This is a genomic window from Saezia sanguinis, from assembly GCF_963921665.1.
GTDB classification, from domain to species: domain Bacteria; phylum Pseudomonadota; class Gammaproteobacteria; order Burkholderiales; family Burkholderiaceae_C; genus Saezia; species Saezia sanguinis.
On record NZ_CAWUGC010000001.1, the window covers coordinates 324777 to 349822 of the forward strand.

Consider the following 25046-nt stretch of genomic DNA (forward strand, 5'->3'; position numbering starts at 1 on the left):
GGGGCAAATGACAACCCCGTTGATTGAAATCCAAAAACTGCGCCGAGAATTCCAGTCTGGCGAGCAGACCGTTGCCGTACTGAAAGATGTGGATCTGAGCATTCAGGCCGGTGAAATGGTGGCCATTGTGGGGGCTTCCGGTTCGGGCAAGTCAACGCTGATGAATATCATCGGTTGTCTGGACCAGGCCACTTCGGGCAGTTACCGCTTAGGGGGGAAAGAGGTCAAGGACCTGGGCCCTGATGAACTGGCAGCCTTGCGCCGGGAGCGGTTTGGATTCATTTTCCAACGTTATCATCTGCTCTCAGACCTGACGGCACAGGGCAATGTGGAGGTGCCAGCCATTTATGCCGGCCGTTCGACACAGGAACGCCATGAGCGGTCATTGGAACTGCTCAAAAGGCTGGGGCTGGAAGACCGGGTGGACCATAAACCCGGACAACTCTCAGGCGGTCAGCAGCAGCGGGTATCCATTGCCCGCGCATTGATGAATGGCGGCAGCATTATTCTGGCCGATGAGCCTACCGGTGCGCTGGACAGCCACAGCGGCAAGGAAGTGATGAAGATTCTGACCGAGCTGCATGAAGCCGGGCATACCATCATCATTGTGACGCATGACATGCACAACGCCGAATATGCGCAGCGGATCATTGAAATCAGCGATGGCGAGATTGTGGCGGATCGCAAAAATGGTGATGAAACGATCAGCCCTGCAAGCAGTGCCGATCATGTCCTGAAAGACAACAAAAGGCCTTTGCTGGCGCTGTGGGACCGCTTGAGTGAAGCGTTTCGCATGGCCGCACTGGCGATGCGCTCTCACAAATTGCGCACATTTCTGACCATGCTCGGGATCATCATCGGGATTGCCTCTGTGGTGTCGGTTGTGGCGCTGGGGGAGGGATCCCGCCGTGATATTCTGAGCAACATCAGTGCGATTGGCACCAATACCATTGAGATTTATTCGGGGCAGGGGTTCGGGGATACGCGCTCCGGGCGAATCCGAACGCTGATTCCTGCGGATGCCGAGGCCTTGTCAACTCAGGGCTATGTGGACAGTGTGACACCGAATGTCACTTCATCCAGTACCTTGCGCTACCGCAATGTGGAGGCTTCGGCCACGATACAGGGCGTGGGCAGCCAGTATTTCAGGGTCAAGGATATTGCCATTCAAGATGGCATTGCGTTTGACAAGGCGGCCGAGCAGGAGCTGGCCCAGGTAGTGGTGATTGATCAGAACACCCGCGACAAGCTGTTTGTGGCTGGAGAAGACCCGATCGGGAAGGTCATTCTGCTGGGGTCGATCCCGGCGCGGGTGATTGGTGTGACGGAGAAAAAAGACAGTGCGTTCACCAACAGCGATGCGTTGAATGTTTTTGTACCCTATACCACTGTGATGAAGCGTATTTTGGGCCAGTCTTATCTGCGGAACATCACCGTGCGTGTGGATGATGGCGCACCGATGGCAGCCGCTGAGCAGGGCATTACCCATCTGCTGACGTTGCGCCATGGCCGGGAGGATTTTTTCATCATCAACACGGACAGTATCCGGCAGACGGTGGAAAGCACCACCCAGACCATGACGTTGCTGATTTCGGCCATTGCCGTGATCTCGCTGGTGGTGGGCGGCATTGGCGTGATGAACATCATGCTGGTGAGCGTGACCGAGCGCACACGTGAAATTGGCGTGCGCATGGCTGTAGGTGCCCGGCAGTCCGATATTCAGCAGCAGTTTCTGATTGAGGCGGTGCTGGTCTGTATTCTGGGCGGGGCTTTGGGGATTTCGCTGGCATTGCTGTTTGGCTGGCTGTTCAGTTTTGCGCAGACAGGGTTTTCCACTGCATTTTCTGCAACATCCATGGTGGTTGCGTTTGTCTGCTCTACCATGATTGGCATCATTTTCGGTTATCTGCCAGCACGCAGTGCAGCTCGGTTGAACCCGGTTGATGCACTGTCCAGCGATTAAGGGGGTAAACAGCATGTACGCTAAAAATAATAACCAACGCGGGTTTGCAGGCTGGGCCGTCAAGCTGGTTTCGCTGGCTGTTGCCGCCAGCATGACCGGGTGCTCTTTGATGCACACCCCTTATGAAACGCCGGCAGTCCAAACGCCTGAACAGTGGCAGTACAGGGTGCAGGCACCATCTATGCTGCAAAGCAATGACCGCTGGTGGCAGTTGTTTAACGATGAGCAGTTGAATGCTCTGGTTGAACTGGCGTTTGAGCGTAACAACGATCTGGCTGCGGCGGCACTGAAAGTGCGGCAGGCGCAGTTGCAGGCCAAACTGGCCGGCAGTGATTTGCTGCCTACGGTTACCGGGCGCCTGAATGCCAGTGGTGAGCGCAGCATCGATATTTCAGAGGCGTGGTCCAAAGGCAGCGGTACCAGCCTGTCGGTCAGCTATGAAGCCGATTTATGGGGACGCTTGTCAAGCCTGAAAAATGCCGCTGACTGGGAGGCTATGGCAACCGAAGCAGACCGGGAGGCCACAGCCTTGTCATTGGCCGGAACGGTGGCTGACCTGTACTGGCAATTGATTTATCTGAACCAGCGCATTGCCAGTACGCAGCAAAGTATTGCCTATACGCAGAAAACGCTTGAGCTGGTGCTGGCTCAGCATGCGGCAGGGGCCGTTTCTATTTTGGAGCCGACACAGGCCAGACAAAGTTTATTGACACAGCAGTCCAACCTGTCTCAACTGGTGCAGCAGCGGGTGGAAACGCGTAACGCATTGGCCATTATTTTTGACATGCCGCCAACCGAAGAGGGGTTAAAAGCCATATTGCCCGATGAGCCTGCGTTCCTGGGGTATGAGGAACTGCCACCGGTTCAAGAGGGGGTGCCGGCCGATGTTCTGGCCAGGCGTCCTGACCTGCGTGCAGCGGAAATGCGTTTGCGGGAAAGCCTGGCAAATGTAGATGCGACCAGGGCCAGCTACTATCCACAGTTGACGCTGACCGGCGCACTGGGGACCTCCAGCAGTTCACTGGGCAATTTGCTGAATAACCCGGTGGCAACGCTGGGTGCCGGACTTTTATTGCCATTTTTACAGTTCAACGAGATGCGTTTTAACAACGAACTGGCAAAGGCGCGCTATGAAGAGGCGGTTGTCAACTTCCGCCAGACGCTGTACCAGGCGCTGGTGGATGTGGAGAATGCCTTGTCTGCCCGCGCGCAACTGAACATACAGTATGCGTTGTTGCAGCAGTCGCTGACAGATGCACGCAAAACAGAATCCATTTATGAAGAACGCTACCGTGCCGGCGAGGTTCCGCTGAAAGACTGGCTGGATGCGCAGGAGAGCCGCCGCAGTGCAGAGATTTCTCTGGCGGCCAATCAGTTGTCCCGTCTGCAAAACCAGGTGATGTTGTATCAGGCACTGGGTGGCGGTGTTTGATGTGAATTGGAGTGCGTAGGCCATCAGGTGAAGGCCACCGTGAATAAAATAGTTTTTTCGACGATAAAGTGAGATGAATGAGTTGAAACGTTGGGTGTTTTTGCTGCTGGGCACAGTGCTGTTGGCAGGGTGTACGGGGCATGCTGTGGATCATTCGATGGAGGTATCGCAGGATACAGCTTCCACACGTTTGCCGTGGCAGGATGTGGATATGGCATATCTGCAAATTCCTGCAGGTGTTCAGGCAGATGCCGCCACGCTGAATATCAAAGCCGTCAGTGCAGATGGACAGGTGGTGGTTGGTGAGGCTGAGCGTGCTGTTGATGGTGAATCCGGGCAATCCTTAAAACGCCTTGAAGCTTTTCGCTGGGATCTGACCCAGAACCATTGGCAGTGGCTAGGGGTTGTCGCGGGCGAAGCCAGCAGCACGCCTGCCGGGGTGAATGCCGCTGCCGATATTGTTTTTGGCCGTCGCTGGGTGTGGCAGGCAGGGCACCAGCAGCTAACGGATCTTGGTCGTCAATTCTGGACTTATGCTGTACGCGATGATTGCCAGTTGATAGGGATTGAATCCGGCAGTAACTTTGTTTTGCGTTCAATTGACGGCGCTCAAGCTGAGCAATGGCCTGCTGCCGATTTTTTGCAGTTGGATGCTGCGGGACATGCCAAAGAGCGTTTCTGGTTTTCCGACAATGGTACGCTGGTGCTGAGTACAGTGGAAACGTGTCTGAAAGACGCGCATTGTGACCAGGCCTGGTTGACATGGTGGACCCCAGGGCAGAATCAACAGCGGGTACAGGCTGAGCTGCCTTCCAGAGAGGGCGATTTTATTCAGACCGATCCGGGGCCGAATATTGTCAGCCGCAATGCACAGTGGCTTGCTGGCGATGTGGGGCAGGGTATTTTCCGCTGGGATAGGCAGGGACAGATGCTGAGCCTGGGTGGTTTTGAGCATGGTGCAGATGTACTCGGCATCAGTGATGACGGCAATCTGGTGGTAGGAACGACGGCAGACGTTAATACGGGAAATGGACGCTCCTGGATCTGGACTGCCACAGAAGGGCTTGGTTGGTTGGACGAATGGCTACGGAACCATGGTGTGGCAAAAGAAATGACCAGTACCTCCATACAGGTCAGGCTGCTGAGTGCCAGCCGGCGGGTGCTGATTGGTTTGACCGATTTGCGCGAGCAGGGTGGTACTGTTGTCTGGTGGCGGGCGACTTTACCGGAAAATCTCAGGGTGCTTGTGCAGTAGCGAGATGCTTTCAGCGGTTGTTCGCAGAGAGACGCATAGAGAAGCACGTCAAACAGTCGGTACTTGGGTAAGTGATTAGTTTACTTTCTATAATGGGTTTTGCTTGGGCCGGTTCCTACCATGTCATTTTGCAGCATGCGCCCCTTTTGGGGGCATGTAGACCGCTTATGTGATGTTGACAGCCGGTCGCATCAAATAGAAGTATGAGAAAGTATTGTATGAAACGTGCTACCCGTATTCTTCATAATCCGTATACCCCGCCAGCCGGGTTTGATGCCCCGCAACCCGGTGTTTACAAGGCTTCCACGGTATTTTTCCCTGACACACAGGCTATGCGCGAGCGCAATTGGATGGATAAAAGCGGCTATACCTATGGGCTGCATGGCACACCGACCACATTTACGTTGGAAGAGCGTATTGCCAACCTGGAAGGGGGCACATACTGTACTTTGGCACCCAGCGGTTTGGCGGCAATTGTCATGGTGGACCTGGCTTTTTTAAAAGCCGGAGATCATTTGCTGCTGCCGGACAATGTGTATGGGCCGAGTCTGGTGACCGCAAAAGGCTTATTGCGTGATTTGGGTATCAGCTATTCGACGTATGACCCCATGCAGCCGGCTTCGTTGCGTGCTGCTTTGACGGATAAAACCCGGTTGGTCTGGCTGGAGGCCCCGGGCTCGGTCACGATGGAATTTCCTCCTCTGGATGAACTGGTCATGATTGCCAAAGAAGCCGGGGTGGTTACTGCACTTGATAATACCTGGGCCGCAGGGCTGGCACTGTGCGGATTTGAGTTGGGTGTTGATGACCATGGCAACACCTTGGGCGTTGATGTGGTGATGCAGGCACTGACCAAGTACCCCAGCGGGGGCGGCGATGTGCTGATGGGCAGCATTGTGACGCGCGATGCCGATTTGCATGCGCAGATTCAGCGTGTGCATATGTATACCGGCATAGGCGTTGCGGCGAATGACGCCGAATTGCTGTTGCGCTCCCTTCCCAGTATGACTGTGCGGTACCAGGCACAGTTTGAGCAGGCATTGGCGCTGGCGCAGTGGTGTGAAAACCGGGCAGAATTTTCTGCCGTACTTTACCCGGCACTTGAAAAAAGCCTAGGGCATGTGCATTGGAAGAGATTATGCAACGGCACTGGGGCGGGGTTGTTCAGCGTGCTTGTGGATGCGCGTTACAGCGCACAGCAGGTCGACCGTTTTGTTGATGCTTTAAAGCTATTCAAAATCGGCTACAGTTGGGGCGGCCCTGTCAGCTTGGTGGTGCCATACGATTTAAAGGATATGCGCGCAAAACCGGCATGGCAGGGCACTCTGGTGAGGTTTTCATTGGGGTTTGAAACGCTGGAGGATTTGCAGGCCGATATCGAACAGGCACTTAAAACAATGGTATCTGCGTAAGCTTGTTCTATCAAAAATCGATGGCACACGGCTGCGTGCCATCGATTAAAGAAACCTCAACGTTAAGATAAACAGAGGGTGGCCTGCAGTATTTAATGTACAGGTGGCTGGTACATCGGGAAAAGAATGCTTTCTTCAATATCCACCCGCATGATCCAGCGGTCCCTCAGTTCCTCCATTTCCGTTCTGAATGCTTGCTGTAATTGTGAATCGGTTTCGAGCGACGCGTATTTTTTCAGGAAATCCATGGTGTAGGCCACGATGGTATCCATTTCTTTACGGATTTCACGCATTTGTGCAAAGTCGTAAGGCTGGTCAACCAAAGCGTACTGAAGATACATGTAAAGTTTGGTGGTTTCTTTATAGACATGGGCAATCGTTTCCTGCTTGAATTGTTCGAGCAGGCTTGCAGTAGTTCGCAATTCTCGGTTGTCAAACGAGCTAATGACTGCCGCCAGATGTTTAACCATCCCCTGATGCTCATGGACCAGATCCGGGACGAGTGTTGGGGAATATGATTTTTCGGCAGAAAACGATAGATTCTCGCTTGCTGATTTTGGAGTATTCATGGAAAATCCTTTCGACACTTTGTGTTAACTCTGCCCGCGACGAAAACCAATAATGGCTGAAAAACACTTCTTTGATATTGATTTTTTCAAATATTTATGCACTGACTGCTTCATTATCAAGCTTAAATTGCAAGAAAACAACGTGTCATGCAATAGGGTTTTATTCGAGGAAGAGAATCAGTTCAGCATTTTTTCAAATTCAGGCCATACATTTTCCAGAATAATCGGGTGCGCAGATTGGTTTGGATGCGTTCGATCCCTCTGAAAGTATTGTTCAGAGTCTGCAACATCTGCAATACCTTTGAGGAAAAAGGGCACCAATGCCGTGTTTTTCTCTTGGGCAATGCGCACATACATCTGTGCAAACTGTTCCGTGTAATTTCTTCCATAATTGGGCGGTACCTGCACACCCAGCAACAGCACCTTGGCGCCGGCTGCCTGGCTCATTTCCACCATACTTTCCAGGTTGGCTGCTGTGGCATCCAAAGACAGGCCCCTGAGCGCATCATTGGCACCCAGCTCGATGATGACGATAGAAGGGTGGTGTTGTTGCAGCGCGGCAGGTAAACGGGCTTTACCCCCGGCAGAGGTATCGCCGCTGATGCTGGCATTGATCACCTGCGCATCAGGAGAGTTTTGCTGCAACCGGGCCTGCATCAGTGCAACCCAGCCTGTACCGCGGGGCAGGCCATATTCGGCCGATAGAGAGTCACCTACCACCAAAATGGTTTGAGGCGCGCTTTGTGCAATAGCGCCCGTAGTCACTGATAATGCCAGTAGCAAACACAAAAGAATATTTGCTGCAGCCTGAAACAGGGTGGTTGAATGGCTGTGGCGCCAAATGATCAAGGGATTATTCATGTCAGAATCGATTATTCACGTTGAGCATGTTTACAAACGTATCACGGATTCCAGTGGTACCTTGGAGATTTTGCACGATATTGAGTTTTCTGTCCTGGCGCGTGAATCGGTGGCGATTGTTGGGGCTTCCGGGTCGGGCAAAAGTACGTTATTGGGGATTATTGCCGGATTGGATCATCCTTCTGATGGAACGGTTTATCTGGCCGGACAGGATATTTTTGCACTGAGTGAAGATGCGCGGGCAGCTTTCCGGGCGCAACATGTCGGGTTTGTGTTTCAGAATTTTCAGTTGATGCCTAATCTGACCGCATTGGAAAATGTGATGCTGCCGCTGGAGTTGACAAACCGGCCGCAGGCCAAACAGAAGGCGCAGGCAATACTGGAGCGTGTCGGTTTGGGTGAGCGCTTATCGCACTACCCGAAGGTTTTATCTGGTGGTGAGCAGCAGCGTGTGGCTTTGGCCCGCGCTTTTGTGATGGAGCCTGATATTCTGCTGGCCGATGAGCCTACGGGCTCGCTGGATTTTGCCACTGGAAATAAGGTTATGGATTTGATGATGACGTTGAACCAGGAGCTTGGCACGACGTTGCTGATGGTGACACATGACCGTGAACTGTCTGCACGATGCAATCGCCAGGTGAAGGTTGAGGCCGGCCACCTGGCTGAAATGGTGGTTATTTGAATGATGGGGAAAGGGCAGGTGTTTCTGTTTTTTCCTGAATAATCAGACTAAGAGGTATGACATATGAAATATATGCAGTTGAATAATGGCACAAAGATTCCCGCTGTTGGCATTGGTGTGTTCAGGGTTGACAATGTTGTGACACAGCAAATGGTTGAGACGGCGCTGGCCAGCGGGTACCGCCACATTGATACCGCCATGATTTATGGTAATGAGGAGGCTGTGGGCAAGGCAATTCAGAATTCGGGAGTTGCGCGTAGCGAAATTTTTCTGACCACCAAATTATGGAATGACGACCAGCGCAGCGGTAAGGTGCAGGAGGCGATGGATGCCAGCCTGCAACGGCTGGGCGTTGATTACGTCGATCTGTATCTGGTGCATTGGCCAGTACCTAAAACGTATGTGGATGTCTGGAAAAAGATGGAAGCGGTGTATCACGCCGGCAAGGCAAAAGCCATTGGCGTGAGCAATTATCAAATTCACCATTTGCAGGATTTGCTCGGGCAGGCAGAGATTGTGCCCGCCATCAACCAGTTTGAATGTTATCCCTACCTGGTACAGGAGCCTTTGGTTGAGTTTTGCCATGCACACCAGATCTGCCCGCAGGCGTGGGGGCCGTTGGGTGCCGGGCAGTCGGATGTACTGAAAAGCCCGGTTATCGGCGCAATTGCTCAAAAGCATCAGAAATCACCTGCACAGGTGATATTGCGCTGGAATGTGCAGCGGGGAGTGGTTGTGATTCCGAAGTCTGTTCATCAAAACAGGCAGGCAGAGAATCTGGACATTTTTGATTTTGATCTCAGCAGCGATGAAGTGAAGCAGATTACGGCGCTGAATCAGAATCTGCGCCTGGGGGCTGATCCGGATAATTTTAATTTTTAGAACGATCCTTTATTACTTTAATATATTGATCAGCAAAAATACAAAATGCCCTGGAAGTTTCTTGCCAGGGCATTTTTCATACAGATAAAACGTTTACAGCAGAGCTAACGGAATCAGAACTTGAGTCCCACACTTAAGAAAAGCGCATCATCGCTTGAGCGGCTGCTTTGCTCTCTGGTGTACGACAGTGTTGTATTCCACAGCACGCCGGGCCGCAGTTGCCCTTCAGCCTTGAGCCCAAGGCCGACAACCAGTGCATCGCGTTCCTGCGGGCGCGACTTAACTTGATAAGTGGGGCCGTAGGAGCCGTCGAGATATGTTTCTGCGAACCGGGCTCTGGTTGAGAATTGGCTGTTGCCGAAGTTATGCCGCCAGGCAAGTGTGAATCCGGGCGTTAATACGGTTCCGTTTTTCAGGGTGTAGTCACGTTCAAGCGTTGCTCCCAGATTGGTGGTCAGGAAGTCATGATCGGTACGGCTGACATGAGCATTCATCATGCCACCGGATTCTGTGAACCCCTGCTGGTTGATCCACAGGTAGCGTGCCGAAGCAAATGGTGTCAACCGTGCATGGCTGTCCCAGGGGTAAAAGTCCTGAGCGATTTCTGCTCCCACACTGAACACATCATGTGCGTAGTCACCTTCACTGACGCCCAGGTAAGCAGGGCTTCGGCGCAGGTCATTTTTATGATGAGAATATGCTGCATCAACGGTCAGGCGCATGTTTTCAGGGGTCGTGTAGCGGGCGAATAAGCCAAATTGGCCGGCTTCGGTTTGCGAGCTGGCATGAATGTCGGTGAAATTGGTATCTGATCTGGTATAGCTGCCATACACGCCAGCAGTCCAGTTCTCGCGGAAATTCCAGTTCAACCCCATCACGATGCCGTTGGTGTCGACCCGGTAGCCTGAATGGTCTCTTCTTGAGCGCGCATCCTGACCAAAACTGCCAAGGTAACTCACCCATGCGTAAAATTCTTTTCTTTCGCAATTCAGGCGATTGGTATCGTCGTCTTTTGTTGAGGGATTTTGTTCACGGCAACTTTCAAAAGCCATATCCAGCGCCTGGTTGGCTACTTTGATATGGTTGTTGGTATTGATCCAGCCAAGTGTCAATGCCGCTTCAGGAGAAACCGAGTTCAGGTCGTTTTTCAACAGGTAAAACGCCCAGTCGTTGTCCAGAACCTTATTGCCGTTTTCGGTATTGTGCAGCCAGTCTTCAATGTTGCCCAGAGATTCTTCACCGTTTGGGCCCAGGTCTGTAACGTGGTCAGGGACATAAACAGTCGTCAGCCAGATCTGATTGCCTTCACGCAGGAACTGTGCCTGGTATTCGTGTGTTTCTTCAATGCTGCCATTGACATGGTCCAGTGCGGCCTGGTCTGGAAGGGCGGCAATGCCGCCTTCCACCATCAGGTATTTGCCGACCTGAGGCAAAAGTGTGCGGGGTGCAGTCAGCACCAGATTGCTTCCCAGCGTAAATGAAGAGCCCGCGGCTGCATTGGCAAAATTGAAAACGGCCAGATTGGCATCACGCTGCGACACATCCATGGAAAAGCGTTTGATCTCGGGGCCGGCTCCCATGCTGATAATCATCCGGGTACCGCTTCCTGCAACCAGGGTAAAGTCCGGGCGAAGCTGTGTTGTACCAGCATTCAGGTTAAATGTGGCAGTGCCGCCAACGGTGGTGATGTTGTTACGGCCACCCCAGTAATGGGTGCCGGTTCCCCCGTTATTAGTGTAGGTGAAGTTTCTGCCGCCCGTCATATCAACAGTGATCGGGTCATATATGGCAACGGTGCCGGTGAAATCGGCGCCGCCAACGTTCATGAAGACATCGTGCCCTGAATTCTGCCCGTTGGCGCGGCCAAAATAAATGCTGCTGTTTTGGCCGGTTGCAGCACTGTAGTTGCCTGTGAAGTTGGTCCGGTTGTCAGCATCAGCGGAGAGGGTGAAATTGGTGCTGCCGGTGGTTGATGACGTATTGACGAATATCGCACCACCATTGCCACCGGCCGTGTTCAAGAGGAACTGCGTATTTAAAATGGTTCCGTTCAGCCCCTGATCAATATATAAAGCGCCACCATTCCCGTTGGCTGTGTTGACGTTGAGCGTTGAATTGGATATGCCGTTGTTAAGCGTGCCAATGAATGCCGCACCTCCGTGCTGTCCAGCATGGTTGGCAGAAAAATTCATGTTGGTGATGTTGCCCACAGTGCCCGAAACATACATACCTCCGCCGCTGGCGGTGGCAGAGTTCTGAGCGAAGGGGGAGTTGGAAAGGGTGCCGCTGATATCACCATTCATGACACTCAGGCCGCCACCGTTTTGCCCTGCTGAGTTGGTAGCGAAACTTGTACCGCTGATATCACCAGTGATGTTTCCCTGACTGAGGTTAAACCCGCCGCCATTGGCTGCTGCGATATTTTGTGAAAAGGTGACATTGGAGAGTGAGCCGCCAATATTGCCGCTGACAATGTTGAAGCCTCCGCCATTGGCATTGGCCCGGTTGCCGGTAAAAGTCGTGTTGCTGATATCGCCAGCGATGCCGCCGGATACCACGTTGAGTCCGCCGCCATTAGCACCTGCTGTATTCTGTGTGAAATTGGCGCCGGAGATGCTGCCAGTCAAACTACCCTGAAGATTGATGGCGCCACCACTGCCGCCCGCTGCGTTTTGGGAAAAGTTGCTGTTGTTGATACTGCCTGCGATACCGCCATTGGCGACATGAAGCCCACCGCCATTAGCACCTGCCGTATTGCTTGTGAACTGGGCATTGTTGATGTTGCCCGTGATATCGCCGGTATTGACGTAGATGGCGCCACCGCTTCCATTCGTGGCAGTGTTTTGCGCAAAATTGGCTGTGACATTGCCGGCAAGTGAACCCGTCCAGATGCCGCCGCCGTTATTCTGGGCGGTATTGCCTGTCACAATGGCGCCGTCAATGGCATTTCCGCTGTTGCCCAATGCACCGGTAACATACAGGCCACCGCCATCAATCCCGGTCGTGTTATTGATAAAGAACGCATAACTGGACAACACACCATCAAGCGCTCCGCCGACATAAAGGCCACCACCGGAACCGCCTGACGTATTGGTGGCAAAGTAGTTGGTGCTGATGTTGCCGCTGAATGTGCCGCCGACGTACATGCCTCCGCCGTCAGCGCTTGCATGGTTATTGTCAAAGTGGGCATCTTGGCCTGAGCCCCCAATACCACCGCTGAAGTTTCCGCCGATGTAAATACCGCCCCCGCTGCCACCCGAAGCAGTATTGCTGTCGAAATGGATGTTATTCTGAATGCCGCCAGCAAAGGCACCGCTGATATAAACAGCGCCGCCATTGGTTGCAGCCTGGTTATTTCTGAATGCAGTATTGTTGATGCCTGCAGCGATGGTTCCGGCAGAAAAAGCGCCGCCGGCAGCGGATGATGTACCCCGGTTAAGTTCTATATTCTGTATGGCATTGACACTTTGAGTGCCCATGTCGATCAGTGCAAATGAATTGTTGCCAAGCAGCATGCCGTTGCTGCCATTGAGCGTGAAATTGCTTGCGCCGCCAGCAGCATTGATACTGCTGGTTAAGGTCCATTGCAGGCCGGTAGGCATGATGATAGAGCCGCTGGTAATAGACGCATTTTGTAAGGCGGCTTGGAGTGAGGTGACATCTGTCACGTTATATGACTGTGCCCATACGCTGTTGGCGTAAAGTACGGTTGAAAAACTGGCGCAGACAGCACTTGCCCGCCAAATTTTTGAAAAAGAACGGGATGCTTTTTGCCGCAAAAAAGTTTGACATGCATGAACAATTGGGCTGAAAGCAAAATGTGATGCGGTTTTATTTTGAGTATTCATATCAGCTTGTGATTTCGTGGTTATGTAAAAGGAACAATGTGTGATGTATTTATGGTATTTTTACAACATAAGTTGTTTTGAATCTGGAGGGATGCAGCGTTTTAATCGAACGGAGATCAGTGTCCAAAAGGCAAAGTCTGAACTTGTGCCACTATTCACGCAAAGCCCGGTCAAGCGCTTGTAAATCTTTTGGCTACGCTGTGAGTGCGTACGATAGTGAAGTTTCATGTCAGAGCAATATGTATAAGTCGGAACAGCGTGGTTTAATGAATAAACAGCGGGTAAGGGCTTATCAATCGCGATTAAAAATATCTATGTCGCTGTTCACTGTAACGGTAGACTATCTGTTGTGTAAAGGCGGCAGCCCTGATGGTGTTGGTGTCTTTGTTGTTTTGAACCCGTTTGCAAAGTTACCGCGTGGCATGACTGTTCCTGGTCAGGGGGCAAGCGGCGGTTACAATGCGTTGTTGCTTTACTGATGGAGCGCTGCCCGCACAGATGCTGTTGAATACGATGCTGTATCTGGTTTCAGTGGATTGATAAGGGCGCGGTTACGGATGGTTTGTTATCGGATAATGCCGGCAGGTATTTGCATTATTGTGTGTTTAATTTGTTAGCAGGTTGGTAAAAATGTCGCAAAAGTTGTTGTTTGGTTTTCATGCTGTCAGTGTCCGTTTAAAAACTGCACCGCAGTCAGTTCGCGAAATCTATGCGGATATGACGCGGCATGATCAGCGCATGCGCCGTTTTTTGGAGCAGGCTGCAAACGCAGGTGTGCGTATCATTGAGTCTGATGCTGCACGCCTTGAAAAAATGGCCAAAACGCACCGCCACCAGGGGGTTGTGGCAGCTGTTGAGGAACTGACCCAGACAAAAAGCCTGGATGATTTGTTGGATGCTGTTGAGGGACCACCCTTGTTGCTGGTGCTGGATAGTGTGACCGATCCGCATAATCTGGGGGCCTGTCTGCGTGTGGCGGATGGTGCAGGCGCACATGCTGTGATTGCGCCGAAAGACCATGCGGTAGGCATCAACGCCACCGTTGCCAAAGTGGCCAGTGGCGCGGCAGACACCGTGCCTTATTTCATGGTGACCAATCTGGCCCGTACTTTGGGAGAACTGAAAGAGCGCAATATCTGGTGCGTGGGAACTTCTGATGATGCATCACAGTCCTTGTATGAGGCCGATTTGAAAATGCCGCTGGCTTTGGTCTTGGGGGCTGAAGGGCCTGGAATGCGGCAGTTGACGCGTAAAAGCTGTGATCTGCTGGTCAGTATTCCCATGAAGGGGGCGGTAGAGAGCTTGAATGTGTCGGTTGCCAGTGGCATTTGTCTGTATGAGGCGTTGCGCCAGCGGTGTTGATGGCTGGATCACCGGCAACCGGTGGTGATGTTGCTCTGTGTGCGATCTGTTTGCTGCTGGTGTGCTTAAGGGCTGTCTGCCCTTATGGCACTTCCAATATCAGACCTTTTCAGGCATCAGTTAAAATATTGAGCAATAACAATGAGGTAGTAGGCGATTTGTATATACTGCTGCTCTGCATGTGAATTCTATGTACATGGGAAAATATAGCCCATGTTGAAGACGTATTGTTAATTTTAGGAATTTTTCGGGTATGAAACTTTATTTTGCATCTGAAGCAAGCGCATTGGCTCCCCACATTATTTTGATTGAACAAAATATCCCTTACGAGCTGATCCGGGTGAACTATGCGTCAATGCATACTTCTGAAGGTGGGGATTTCAGGGAGATTAATCCCAATGGCTATGTGCCGGCTCTGACGCTGGATGATGGCAAGATTTTGACAGAAGGGCCTGCAATTATTCAGTATCTGGCAGACCTGAAGCCTGAAACCAAGCTTGCGCCTCCCCAGGGTTCATGGGAGCGGGTGGAGTTATGGGAGATTCTGAATTTCATGAGTAACGAGTTGCACGCTTTATGTGCGCCGCTGTTCATGGCAGAAATTCCCGATGAGGTGAAAGAAATCATCACTGAAAAACTGGAGTGGCGGCTGGGCAATCTGGCCAACAGGATGAAGGGGCGCTCTTATGTGATGGGAGAACACTTCACCATTGTAGACGCCTATTTATTCCCGATCCTGAGCTGGATGCCCCGGTTCAGTGTTGATCTGGAGCAGTGGCCTGAACTGGCCAATTGGATGGATGTTGTCAGTGAGCGCCCTTCTGTGCAGCGGGCACATCAGGAAGAAATTGATGTGCCGGCGGTATAAGCGGTGATAGATGCCGGGCGTTTGCTAAGAAAGCTCTGGCTATCTGGCCTTTTGCTGTTTTTGCTGGGTGGCTCGCAGCTTGTTTTTGCCCAGCGGCAGTACAACATTGTGTTCATGGATGTCTCTGAAGCAGCTTTTCAGGATGGCAAGCTGCTCATGTCGCAATTGCGCCAGTTGCGCAGTGCAGATGCAGGGTCACGCTTTGGTGGCCGCTATCGGGGATGTTTTGCCTGCAAAGATAATCAGGATGACTGGCGCAGTATTGGAAAGCTTTACCTGAATGCCGTGCCGCAGGGGCTTACAATTGAAGATGCGCGTGCCGCCATTGCAGGGGATGAGCAGGCCAGAAACAGGTTGCAGCGCATTTTGCAAAGATACAATGTGCCGCCTTATACAGATGACGTGATGCAGCGTTACCTCAGTGGCCTGGTGCTGTATTGGCATGAGGCTGGTCAGGTTAGACTGTATGCACTGCGGGCACTGGATGCCACGCCCGTTTTTTTGCTTGCCTATGATGTGCCGGAACAATTATCTCTGGCCGATTTTGACTGGCTGCTGGAGCGTTTGGTGGTGGGGCAACTGCTGATGTGGAATGAGGGCTTTACTTTATGAGCTGCCTCCATGCATACACGAATTATGGAAATGCCATGCGTGAAATACGGCATGGTCGTTTGATATGCCTGCTTCTGGCCGCAGTATTTTTTATGCTGCTCAGCATGGCAACATGGGCGGGGATGACAACACGGCCTCAGAATATTGTATTTATGGATATTTCCGAACCTGCGTATCAGGACGGCAAAGTGTTGATGACCCGCTGGCGCGCGCAGGCAAGCACGGTGCAACTCAATCCATTACCTTCTGAAAATGTGGTGGACCGCAGCAGTGTTTGCCAGAATTACGAATGTGCCTATACGGGGATTGACCAGTTGTTCTTAAACCGCATTCCCCAAGGCCTTACGCAAGAAGATGCGTTACTGGCCGTTGATGGCAACATGGTTGCACGCAACCGTATGCAAACGGTGCTGGAAAACTACAACTTGTATATGGATGGCCTGGTGATTTATCGGCATGAGCCTGGGATGGTTTGGCTCTACGGTATACCAGCCATACCAGGCGCACCGGTGTTTTTTTACAGCAAACAGGTAGAGCAGCAGTTGTCTGTGGATGATCTGGACCGCTTGCTTCAGGCTATTTTGTTGGATTTTCCGCGCCGCAATCCTTAGCGTAAGCGCACGGGTTGCGGTTTTCGGGTAAAATCTCCCTTAAATTCTGATTTTTATGTAAGACTGAGAAAGGCTCCATGGGTTATGACACCGCGAACTTCTAACAAAGGTTTTTGTTGAGTACGCTGCTGCGCTTGTATGCGGTAAAGGTGTTATTGATATTGAATTCGTTATTTCACACCCATTGATATATAAGCGCGGTTTACGCGCTTTTTTTATGCTTTTATTGATAAGAGAAAAACCATGATTTCTGTTCGTCTTCCAGATGGTTCCAAACGTGACTATCCTCAGGCAGTCACTGTGGCACAGGTGGCTGAGTCTATTGGGCCAGGGCTGGCCAAAGCGGCATTGGCCGCCCGGGTAGGAACAGGTGAAGCTGCCCGCCTTGTGGATACCAGTTATGTGTTGAGCCAGGATGCAGACCTGTCAATCGTAACCGCCAAAGATACCGACGGGCTGGAGATTATCCGCCATTCAACGGCTCACCTGTTGGCGTACGCCGTGAAGGAGTTGTTTCCTGATGCTCAGGTGACCATTGGCCCGGTGATCGAAAACGGGTTTTATTACGACTTTTCCTATTCACGTCCGTTTACGCCGGAAGATCTGCAGGCGATTGAAGCGCGCATGTCAGAGCTCGCCGCCAAAGACGAGCCGGTAACCCGCAAGGTGATGCCGCGCGATGAAGCGGTCGCCTACTTTAAAGGTATTGGCGAAGCGTATAAAGCCGAGATCATTGAAAGCATTCCGCCCGATCAGGAGGTATCGCTTTATACAGAAGGCGGTTTTACCGACCTGTGCCGCGGCCCGCACGTGCCCAGTACCGGCAAGCTGAAGTTTTTTAAACTGATGAAAGTGGCAGGCGCCTACTGGCGTGGCGACAGCAACAATGAGCAGCTTCAGCGCATTTATGGCACCGCCTGGGCCAGCAAGGAAGAGCTGAAAACCTACCTGACCATGCTGGAGGAAGCGGAAAAGCGCGACCACCGCAAACTGGGCAAGGAACTGGACCTGTTTCATATTGATGACCATGCACCCGGGGTGGTGTTCTGGCATGCCAAAGGCTGGACCATCTGGCAGGAGGTGGAGCAGTACATGCGCGCGGTATACCGCAACAATGGTTATCGCGAAGTCAAAGGCCCGCAACTGCTGGATAAATCGCTGTGGGAAAAAACCGGGCACTGGGACAAGTATCGCGAAAACATGTTTGTCACCGAAAGTGAAAAGCGTGAATATGCACTGAAACCCATGAACTGCCCGGGGCATATCCTGATTTATAAACAGGGGGTTAAAAGCTACCGCGACCTGCCTTTGCGTTTTGGTGAGTTTGGGCAGTGCCACCGCAACGAGCCTTCGGGTGGTTTGCACGGCATCATGCGCGTGCGTGGCTTTACGCAGGACGATGGCCATATTTTCTGTACGGAAGATCAGATTCTGGAAGAGTGCGTGGCCTATACGACCTTGCTGCAAAAGGTCTATCAGGATTTCGGGTTTAGCAACATCATTTACAAAATTGCAACCCGCCCGGAAAAACGCATTGGCTCTGATGAAATCTGGGACAAGGCCGAGCATGCGCTGATGGAAAGCCTGCGCCGCTCCGGCTGTGAGTTTGTTGTTTCGCCGGGAGACGGTGCGTTTTACGGCCCCAAAGTGGAATACACGCTGAAAGACGCAATCGGGCGCCAGTGGCAGTGCGGCACCATTCAGGTAGACTTTTCAATGCCCGAGCGCCTGGATGCCGAATACGTGGCAGAATCTGGTGAGCGTAAACACCCGGTGATGCTGCACCGTGCTATTGTCGGATCCATGGAACGCTTCATTGGTATTCTGGTGGAGCATTATGCAGGGGCGATGCCGGTATGGCTGGCGCCTTACCAGGTGGCGGTTTTGAACATTACCGATGCGCAGGCGCAATACGCGCAATCCGTTGCAAATGCGCTGCAAAAACGGGGCATTCGGGTGGTTACCGATTTGCGCAACGAAAAGGTGAACTATAAAATTCGGGAACTCGCTTTGCAAAAGTTGCCTTATATCCTTGTGGTTGGGGATAAAGAAATGGCAGAGCAGAAAGTGTCGGTGCGTGCCCGTGGCAACCAGAATCTGGGAGAAATGGCACTGACAGAATTGATCGAACGTGTTTGTTCTGAGATTGACGCCAAGAGTTGAGAGCCTTGTGCCAATGAATAACCGTTTGATTTTTGTTGAATAATTTGAAGAGAGGATGAAACCATCGCTACCTTAGCAGATCGTCGCGCGCCGAATAACATTACTGAGCGCAAGCACCGTTTGAACCGTGAAATTACGGCACCGGAAGTCCGTTTGAATGGCCCGGAAAATGAGCCGCTGGGGGTTGTCAGTTTGCAGGAGGCGTTGCGCCTGTCTGCCGAATACGATACCGACCTGGTCGAAATTGCACCCACGGCCAACCCGCCTGTATGCCGCCTGATTGACTATGGCAAGTTCCGCTACGCCGAGCAGAAAAAAGCGGCGGAAGCCAAAGCCAAGCAGAAAGTGGTTGATGTGAAGGAAGTCAAGTTCCGTCCGGGGACGGATGAGGCAGACTATCAGGTCAAAATGCGTAATTTGCGACGGTTCCTCGAAGGTGGCGACAAAGGCAAGGTGACATTGCGCTTCCGCGGACGCGAAATTGCACATCAGCGGCTTGGAATGGAATTGCTGGAACGTATCCGTGATGAGCTGGAAGATGTGGCGCAGGTGGAATCCATGCCCAAACTGGAAGGCCGCCAGATGGTGATGATGCTGGCCCCGAAGAAGAAAAAATAAGAGTTTTGGTGTGCGACCCTGCACCCCATGAATCAAAAGGCAGCCAGGCAGGCTGCCTTTTTGTTTAAAACAGGCGGCATCACTCTGCAGTTTTAAACTGTGTACCCAGAGGTACGGTGTTGTTCCCTGTAAGGGCCTGCCCCATATCTGCTCTGGACTACATTGCCATTTTTGTAGTAGAATACGCGTTTCACTGTTTCGAAGCTGCGCTTCAAACAGTCCGAGCGCTCTGGGCCCGGGAAGTCTGCAAGCAGTTTGCAGCGCCTGAGAGTGACAAAAACAAAGGAGCAGTCATGCCCAAAATGAAAACCAAGAAAAGTGCTGCCAAGCGCTTTCGTGTTCGTCCAGGTGGTACCGTTAAACGCGGCCAGGCTTTCAAGCGCCATATCCTGACAAAGAAGACGACAAAGAACAAACGTCACCTGCGTGGTGCTGTGAATGTCCATGACAGCAATCTGGGCCATATGGCACAAATGATGCCATTTGCCGGCCTGTGATTCGCAGTCTGTTGTCGTTTTTGATTTACCGGATTTAGGAGAATAATATGCCTCGCGTTAAACGTGGTGTGACCGCACATGCACGGCACAAAAAAGTTTTAGATCAAGCCAAAGGCTACCGTGGTCGCCGTGGTAATGTATACCGTATTGCCAAACAGGCAGTGATGAAGGCAGGCCAATACGCCTACCGTGACCGCCGTGCCAAAAAACGTGAATTCCGCCAGTTGTGGATTGCCCGTATCAATGCGGCAACCCGTGAACTGGGCCTCACATACAGCCGCTTTATTGCCGGGCTGGAACTGGCTGGCATTGAAATTGACCGCAAGGTGCTGGCTGACATGGCTATCCATGACCAGGCAGCGTTTGCCAGCATTGTGGAACAGGTGAAAGCAAAGCTGGCGGCCTGATTTCAGCCGTGACGCTTTATGCACTGAACTGTATTTTTTTATCTGGCATTGCATAGATGCGTAAACGAAACAGGGCAGGTTTTCTATAAAGGAGAACCTGGCTCTTCAGGCCGAAGTGACAAGCTTCGGCCTTTGTCATTTTGGTGCTTGGCAAAAGTTTGTAACAAAATACACAGATTGATATGGATACACTGCAACAACTGGTGGCGTCAGCCCAGTCCGATTTTGAAAACGCCCATACGGCCGCAGAGCTTGAAAATGCCAAAGCCAAATACCTGGGCAAAGCCGGGCGGATTACTGAGCAGATGAAACAACTGGCCAGCCTGCCGGTAGAAGAAAAAAAGAAGCAGGGTGCTGTGATTAACCAGGCCAAGCAGGCGATAGAAGCGGCATTGACCAGCCGCCGCCAGGCGTTGGCCGATGCTGAACTGGCGCAACAGTTGCAGGCCGAGGCGCTGGATGTGACCTTGCCCGGACGCTCACGCAGCCAGGGTGGATTGCACCCGGTGATCCGTGCGCAGGAGCGTATTGAGAAAATTTTTGCCTCTATGGGGTTTGACGTGGGCGATGGTCCTGAAATTGAATCAGACTGGTTCAATTTTGCCGCGCTGAATATGCCGGAAAACCACCCGGCGCGTTCCATGCACGACACGTTTTATGTCGAGCAGGGTTATGTGCTGCGTACCCATACCAGCCCGATGCAGATTCGCTACGCGGTGCAGCATGTCAAAAAATACAAATCGCTGATAGATGCTGGGCAGACCATGCCCGACATCCGTGTGATTGTGCCCGGACGTACTTACCGGGTGGACAGCGATGCCACGCATTCGCCCATGTTTCACCAGTTTGAGGGCTTATGGATTGGCACGCAAGTCAGCTTCAAGGATCTGAAGGCGGTGTATATTAATTTTCTGCATCAGTTCTTTGAGACGGAAGACATGCATATCCGTTTCAGGCCGAGTTACTTTCCGTTTACCGAGCCCAGTGCCGAAATGGACATGATGTTCAATACCGGACCGTTGCGGGGGCGCTGGCTGGAAATTTCGGGCATGGGGCAAGTGCACCCGAATGTGGTCAGCAATATGGGCTTGGATCCGGAGCACTATATCGGCTTTGCGTTTGGCTCTGGTATCGACCGTCTGGCTATGTTGCGCTATGGCGTGAATGATTTGCGCCTGTTCTTTGATGGCGATGTGCGCTTTTTATCCCAGTTCAGTTAAGCCATAGAAAACTGCCGAATTTTGTTATGTGAACGATTGAATAGTACGAGAGAAACATACCATGCAATTTCCTGAATCCTGGTTGCGAGAATACTGTAACCCTGATCTGAACACCGAGCAGTTGGCCAATGTACTGACCATGGCCGGGTTGGAAGTGGAAGAGATGAGGCCTGCTGCACCTGCTTTTACAGGTATTGTCGTGGGCGAAATCAAAGAGGCTGTGCAGCATCCGGATGCAGATCGCCTGCGTGTTTGCCAGGTGGATATTGGCGCAGAAAAACTGCTGAATATTGTATGCGGCGCACCTAACGCAAGGGTGGGTATTCGTGTGCCTGTGGCGACTGTGGGTGCAGAACTGCCGCCACCGGCAGACAGCAAGGATGGCAAGCCATTCAAAATTAAAGTCGGTAAATTGCGTGGTGTGGAAAGCTATGGCATGCTGTGTTCGGCGCGCGAGCTGGGCATCTCTGAAGATCATGGTGGACTGTTGGAGCTTGCCTCTGATGCGCCGATCGGAAAAAATATCCGCGAAGTGCTGGACTTGGATGACGTGATTTTTGAGCTGAAACTTACCCCTAATCTGGGACACTGTAACAGCGTGTATGGTGTGGCCCGTGAGGTGTCAGCGCTGACGGGTGCACCGTTGAAAACACTGCAGTTCCCTGCGCAGCAGGTTACAACAGATGCTGTACTGCCTGTAGATGTTCAGGCCCCTGATCTGTGCGGCAGGTTTTCAGGCCGGTTGATGCAAAACCTGAATACACAAGTGGCAACGCCTGACTGGATCGTCAAACGTCTGGAGCGTTGCGGACAGCGCTCGGTTTCTGCACTGGTGGATATCTCCAACTATGTCATGTTTGAGCTGGGTCGGCCAAGCCATATTTTTGATGCAGACAAAATTCATGGTGACTTGCAGGTTCGCTGGGCGCAAACAGGCGAAACATTGAAGCTGCTTAATGGCAATACCGTAACGCTGGATGAACAGGTCGGCGTCATTGCAGATAGCCAAGGGGTGGAAAGCCTGGCAGGGATCATGGGGGGTGATGCATCGGCAGTTGCTGATACCACGCGCAACATCTATATCGAGGCAGCGTTCTGGTGGCCTGAAGCCGTAGCAGGGCGTTCACGGCGTTTTAATTTTGCAACCGATGCGGGCTATCGTTTTGAACGCGGTGTTGATCCCGCTTCAACCATTGACCACATTGAATACATTACGGCATTGATCCTGAGCATTTGCGGTACGCCTGAAACACGTTGTGGCGTCATTACCGATGTTCAGCCCAACATGCCACAACGCAGTTCTGTGACATTACGGATTGATCGGGCCAGCAAGATCATTGGCGTACCAGTGACACAGGAACAATGTGTCAGTGTTTTTGAACGCATGCATTTTCCCTTAACCCAAGGGGATAAACAAATAACAGTGACGCCTCCCAGTTGGCGGTTTGATATTGAAGTAGAGGCGGACCTGATAGAGGAGGTGGCTCGCTTTATTGGCTATGATGGACTGCCGGTGACAGCACCAGTGGCCCCTATCTTTGCACGCACCAGCTCTGAGATGCAACGTACCCCGATGCAGGTTCGTCATAAACTGGCTGAACTGGGTTACCTGGAAACCATCAATTTCAGCTTTGTGCCGCGTCAATGGGAAAACGAACTGGTGGACAATGCCACACCGATAGAGGTACTTAATCCGATTGCCAGCGAACTGGAAGTGATGCGTTCAAGCTTGCTGCCAAGCCTGCTGAATGTGCTGAGGCAGAATGTGGGTCGGCATACGCAGCGGGTGCAGGTTTTTGAACTGAGTCATGTTTTTATTCGTGATGCTGCAGTTGAAAATACCGACACCACTGTAAAAGGCATTGCCCAGCCCCGTTACGTAGCCGGGCTGATCTATGGTGATAAAAAGCCGGTGCAATGGGGTGATAGGCCCGGTGCGTCAGATTTTTATGATGCCAAAGGGGATGTTGAAGCACTATTTTTGCCCCAGCAGGTGCAGTTTGTGCCTGCATCCCATCCGATGCTGCATCCTGGGCGTTGTGCCCATGTTGTGTTGAACAAACATGTGGTTGGCGTGGTGGGAGAGTTGCATCCCCAATGGCGGCAGAAATATGATTTATCGCACGCCCCGGTGATGTTTGAACTGCAGTTCAGCGCGTTGCAGCACACTCAGTTACCCGGGTATATGCCTGTATCACGCTTTCCCGCTGTATTACGCGATGTGGCGCTGGTTGTTGCCGAGAGTGTGACATATGCTCAGCTGGTTGATGTGATGCAGCAATCTGTCAGCAAAGACGGCATACTCAAACAAATTACGCTGTTTGACGTATATCGCCCTAAAGAGGGTGCTGTATCTGACGTGCCTGCAGGGTCTAAAAGCATGGCTTTCCGGCTGGAACTTGTGGACGAGCTTGCAACATTAACCGATGAGCGCATCAGTGAAGTCGTTGCAACATTGGTTCAGGCTGCCGGAAAAGCTTATAATGCCAAATTGCGCGGATAAAAACAGATACTAGGCAAGATCTAGGTACAGTACGAAGGGAAGCGAGTCATGGAAAACAGTTTATTTGACTTGACCACAATCGAAACGCCGACCATGACCAAGGCAGACATGGCGGAACTTCTGTTCGAGCGTATAGGCTTAAGCAAACGCGAGGCCAAAGACATTGTGGAAGCATTTTTTGACCAGATCACCCAAAGTCTGGTGCGTGGGGAAGAAGTCAAGCTTTCCAGCTTTGGCAACTACCAGGTCCGTTCCAAAGCGTCCCGTCCAGGGCGCAATCCGCGTACAGGTGAGGAAGTGCCAATCAAAGCCCGCCGGGTCGTGACCTTTCATGCCAGCAATAAGCTCAAAAGCAGTGTCCAAGAGCAGAAAATCGCCACAGGCGATGAGCAATCATAATAACTTCAATTACTTGCTTCGTTAATTTGTAGTAATATCTACTCTTGAGGAATCGCGGGGGGCGATCGTACAAAAACGTCGGGTTGTGTATTTGCTTGTTGAACACTTTTCAAATAAGCACTTCATGGCAAATGGCTGAAATACCGCTTTCATAGTGGTTGATGATTTGAACAATTGCCCTTAAGGCGAATCGAAACACATTTATTCGGCTGCCTTTCATGACATCTGTATTGCCACCCATACCTGCCAAGCGCTATTTCACCATTGGTGAAGTCAGCGAACTGTGTGGTGTCAAACCGCACGTACTGCGGTACTGGGAGCAGGAATTCACGCAGCTTAAACCCATCAAGCGAAGAGGAAACCGCCGCTACTATCAGCATCATGAAGTACTGTTGATCAGGCGGATACGCAACCTTTTGTATGAGCAGGGGTTTACCATCAGTGGGGCCAGGCAACAGCTAACTGGTGGACATGCTTCATCCGATAAAAACTTAAATACCGATTCAGAATCTCCTGCTATTCAAAAAACAGCAGATGAAGAAGAAATTGCTGTGAGCTTTGCGGAACTCGATAGCCAGTTTCCTTCCTCCCGGCAAGATGAATCCGATGTTTCTGACCACCAAAATGATGTGCCTGTTTCCATGGAGCCACAGTCGCATAAAACGGATACTGCATGGTCTGCGATGGACTGGAAAGTGGTGCGTGAAGAATTGCTCGCGATCCAAAAAATACTGAATGACGAATAACTACTGCGTGACACGCGAACCATTTTGAATTAGAATACCAAATTCACGTCGGGGCGTAGCGCAGCCTGGTAGCGCACTTGCATGGGGTGCAAGGGGTCGCGAGTTCGAATCCCGCCGCCCCGACCATTTAAAATCA

21 protein-coding genes, 1 tRNA gene and 1 pseudogene are annotated in these 25046 nt (G+C 51.8%); 20 read left to right on the top strand and 3 right to left on the bottom strand.

The features are described from left to right. Positions 1-7: 7 nt before the first annotated feature. From AACY98_RS01470 to AACY98_RS01485, 4 genes are all read left to right on the top strand, one after another. The gene (locus AACY98_RS01470; protein WP_126979747.1) at positions 8-1963 is read left to right on the top strand and encodes a MacB family efflux pump subunit; all 1956 of its coding nucleotides are present in this window, start codon (positions 8-10) and stop codon (positions 1961-1963) included. 13 nt (positions 1964-1976) lie between these two features. Beyond that, positions 1977-3395: a TolC family protein gene (locus tag AACY98_RS01475; protein WP_339800652.1), complete on the top strand. Its 1419-nt coding sequence runs from the start codon at positions 1977-1979 to the stop codon at positions 3393-3395. Positions 3396-3468: 73 nt separating this feature from the next. Continuing rightward, on the top strand, positions 3469-4650 hold the full coding sequence (locus tag AACY98_RS01480; RefSeq protein ID WP_339800654.1) for a hypothetical protein: 1182 nt from the start codon (positions 3469-3471) through the stop codon (positions 4648-4650). A 218-nt stretch (positions 4651-4868) separates the two neighbouring features. Beyond that, positions 4869-6062, top strand: coding sequence for a PLP-dependent transferase (locus AACY98_RS01485; RefSeq protein WP_339800657.1), 1194 nt, complete (start codon positions 4869-4871; stop codon positions 6060-6062). 92 nt (positions 6063-6154) lie between these two features. On the opposite strand, the gene AACY98_RS01490 is transcribed toward AACY98_RS01485, so the two are convergent. Then, a complete protein-coding gene (locus AACY98_RS01490; protein ID WP_339800659.1) occupies positions 6155-6631 on the bottom strand; it encodes a hemerythrin domain-containing protein in 477 nt (158 codons plus the stop codon). Positions 6632-6808: 177 nt separating this feature from the next. After that, entirely contained in the window at positions 6809-7492 is a 684-nt protein-coding gene (locus AACY98_RS01495) for an arylesterase (RefSeq protein WP_423817501.1), read from the bottom strand. Between AACY98_RS01495 and AACY98_RS01500 the strand changes: the two genes are divergently transcribed. Together AACY98_RS01500 and AACY98_RS01505 are read left to right on the top strand one after the other, a co-directional pair. Continuing rightward, positions 7491-8174 carry an ABC transporter ATP-binding protein gene (locus tag AACY98_RS01500; RefSeq protein WP_126979742.1) on the top strand — a complete coding sequence of 228 codons (684 nt, stop codon included), beginning with the start codon at positions 7491-7493 and terminating at the stop codon, positions 8172-8174. The genes AACY98_RS01495 and AACY98_RS01500 overlap by 2 nt on opposite strands. Positions 8175-8237: 63 nt before the next feature. Continuing rightward, positions 8238-9056, top strand: a complete 819-nt coding sequence (locus tag AACY98_RS01505) for an aldo/keto reductase (protein ID WP_339800667.1) — start codon at positions 8238-8240, stop codon at positions 9054-9056. A gap of 113 nt (positions 9057-9169) precedes the next feature. Here AACY98_RS01505 and AACY98_RS01510 read toward each other — a convergent pair whose 3' ends face one another. Next, complete coding sequence (locus AACY98_RS01510) at positions 9170-12724, bottom strand: autotransporter domain-containing protein (RefSeq protein ID WP_339800670.1); 3555 nt, start codon at positions 12722-12724, stop codon at positions 9170-9172. Positions 12725-13143: 419 nt separating this feature from the next. Between AACY98_RS01510 and AACY98_RS01515 the strand changes: the two genes are divergently transcribed. The 14 genes and pseudogenes from AACY98_RS01515 (at position 13144) to AACY98_RS01580 (ending at position 25036) form a co-directional block, all read left to right on the top strand. Beyond that, positions 13144-13383: a hypothetical protein gene (locus tag AACY98_RS01515; RefSeq protein WP_339800672.1), complete on the top strand. Its 240-nt coding sequence runs from the start codon at positions 13144-13146 to the stop codon at positions 13381-13383. Positions 13384-13534: 151 nt separating this feature from the next. Then, positions 13535-14266: a 23S rRNA (guanosine(2251)-2'-O)-methyltransferase RlmB gene (gene rlmB, locus AACY98_RS01520; RefSeq protein ID WP_339800675.1), complete on the top strand. Its 732-nt coding sequence runs from the start codon at positions 13535-13537 to the stop codon at positions 14264-14266. A gap of 253 nt (positions 14267-14519) precedes the next feature. Beyond that, on the top strand, positions 14520-15134 hold the full coding sequence (locus AACY98_RS01525) for a glutathione binding-like protein (protein WP_126979737.1): 615 nt from the start codon (positions 14520-14522) through the stop codon (positions 15132-15134). Positions 15135-15155: 21 nt separating this feature from the next. Beyond that, on the top strand, positions 15156-15746 hold the full coding sequence (locus tag AACY98_RS01530; protein WP_339800677.1) for a hypothetical protein: 591 nt from the start codon (positions 15156-15158) through the stop codon (positions 15744-15746). A gap of 152 nt (positions 15747-15898) precedes the next feature. Continuing rightward, a complete protein-coding gene (locus AACY98_RS01535; RefSeq protein ID WP_339800680.1) occupies positions 15899-16357 on the top strand; it encodes a hypothetical protein in 459 nt (152 codons plus the stop codon). A gap of 243 nt (positions 16358-16600) precedes the next feature. Next, positions 16601-18520, top strand: a complete 1920-nt coding sequence (gene thrS, locus AACY98_RS01540; protein WP_339800683.1) for a threonine--tRNA ligase — start codon at positions 16601-16603, stop codon at positions 18518-18520. Positions 18521-18583: 63 nt separating this feature from the next. Further along, entirely contained in the window at positions 18584-19138 is a 555-nt protein-coding gene (gene infC, locus AACY98_RS01545) for a translation initiation factor IF-3 (RefSeq protein WP_126979733.1), read from the top strand. Between the two features lie 293 nt (positions 19139-19431). Continuing rightward, positions 19432-19635 carry a 50S ribosomal protein L35 gene (rpmI, locus tag AACY98_RS01550; protein ID WP_126979732.1) on the top strand — a complete coding sequence of 68 codons (204 nt, stop codon included), beginning with the start codon at positions 19432-19434 and terminating at the stop codon, positions 19633-19635. 47 nt (positions 19636-19682) lie between these two features. Beyond that, the gene (gene rplT, locus AACY98_RS01555; protein ID WP_126979731.1) at positions 19683-20042 is read left to right on the top strand and encodes a 50S ribosomal protein L20; all 360 of its coding nucleotides are present in this window, start codon (positions 19683-19685) and stop codon (positions 20040-20042) included. Positions 20043-20224: 182 nt separating this feature from the next. After that, a complete protein-coding gene (pheS, locus tag AACY98_RS01560) occupies positions 20225-21262 on the top strand; it encodes a phenylalanine--tRNA ligase subunit alpha (protein ID WP_126979730.1) in 1038 nt (345 codons plus the stop codon). Between the two features lie 61 nt (positions 21263-21323). Then, entirely contained in the window at positions 21324-23765 is a 2442-nt protein-coding gene (pheT, locus tag AACY98_RS01565) for a phenylalanine--tRNA ligase subunit beta (protein WP_339800689.1), read from the top strand. A gap of 48 nt (positions 23766-23813) precedes the next feature. After that, complete coding sequence (locus tag AACY98_RS01570) at positions 23814-24164, top strand: integration host factor subunit alpha (RefSeq protein WP_126979728.1); 351 nt, start codon at positions 23814-23816, stop codon at positions 24162-24164. A 218-nt stretch (positions 24165-24382) separates the two neighbouring features. Further along, a pseudogene (locus AACY98_RS01575) lies at positions 24383-24626 on the top strand (MerR family transcriptional regulator); the annotation flags it as partial. 333 nt (positions 24627-24959) lie between these two features. After that, positions 24960-25036 (top strand) — tRNA-Pro (locus AACY98_RS01580). The last annotated feature ends 10 nt before the right edge of the window (positions 25037-25046 follow it).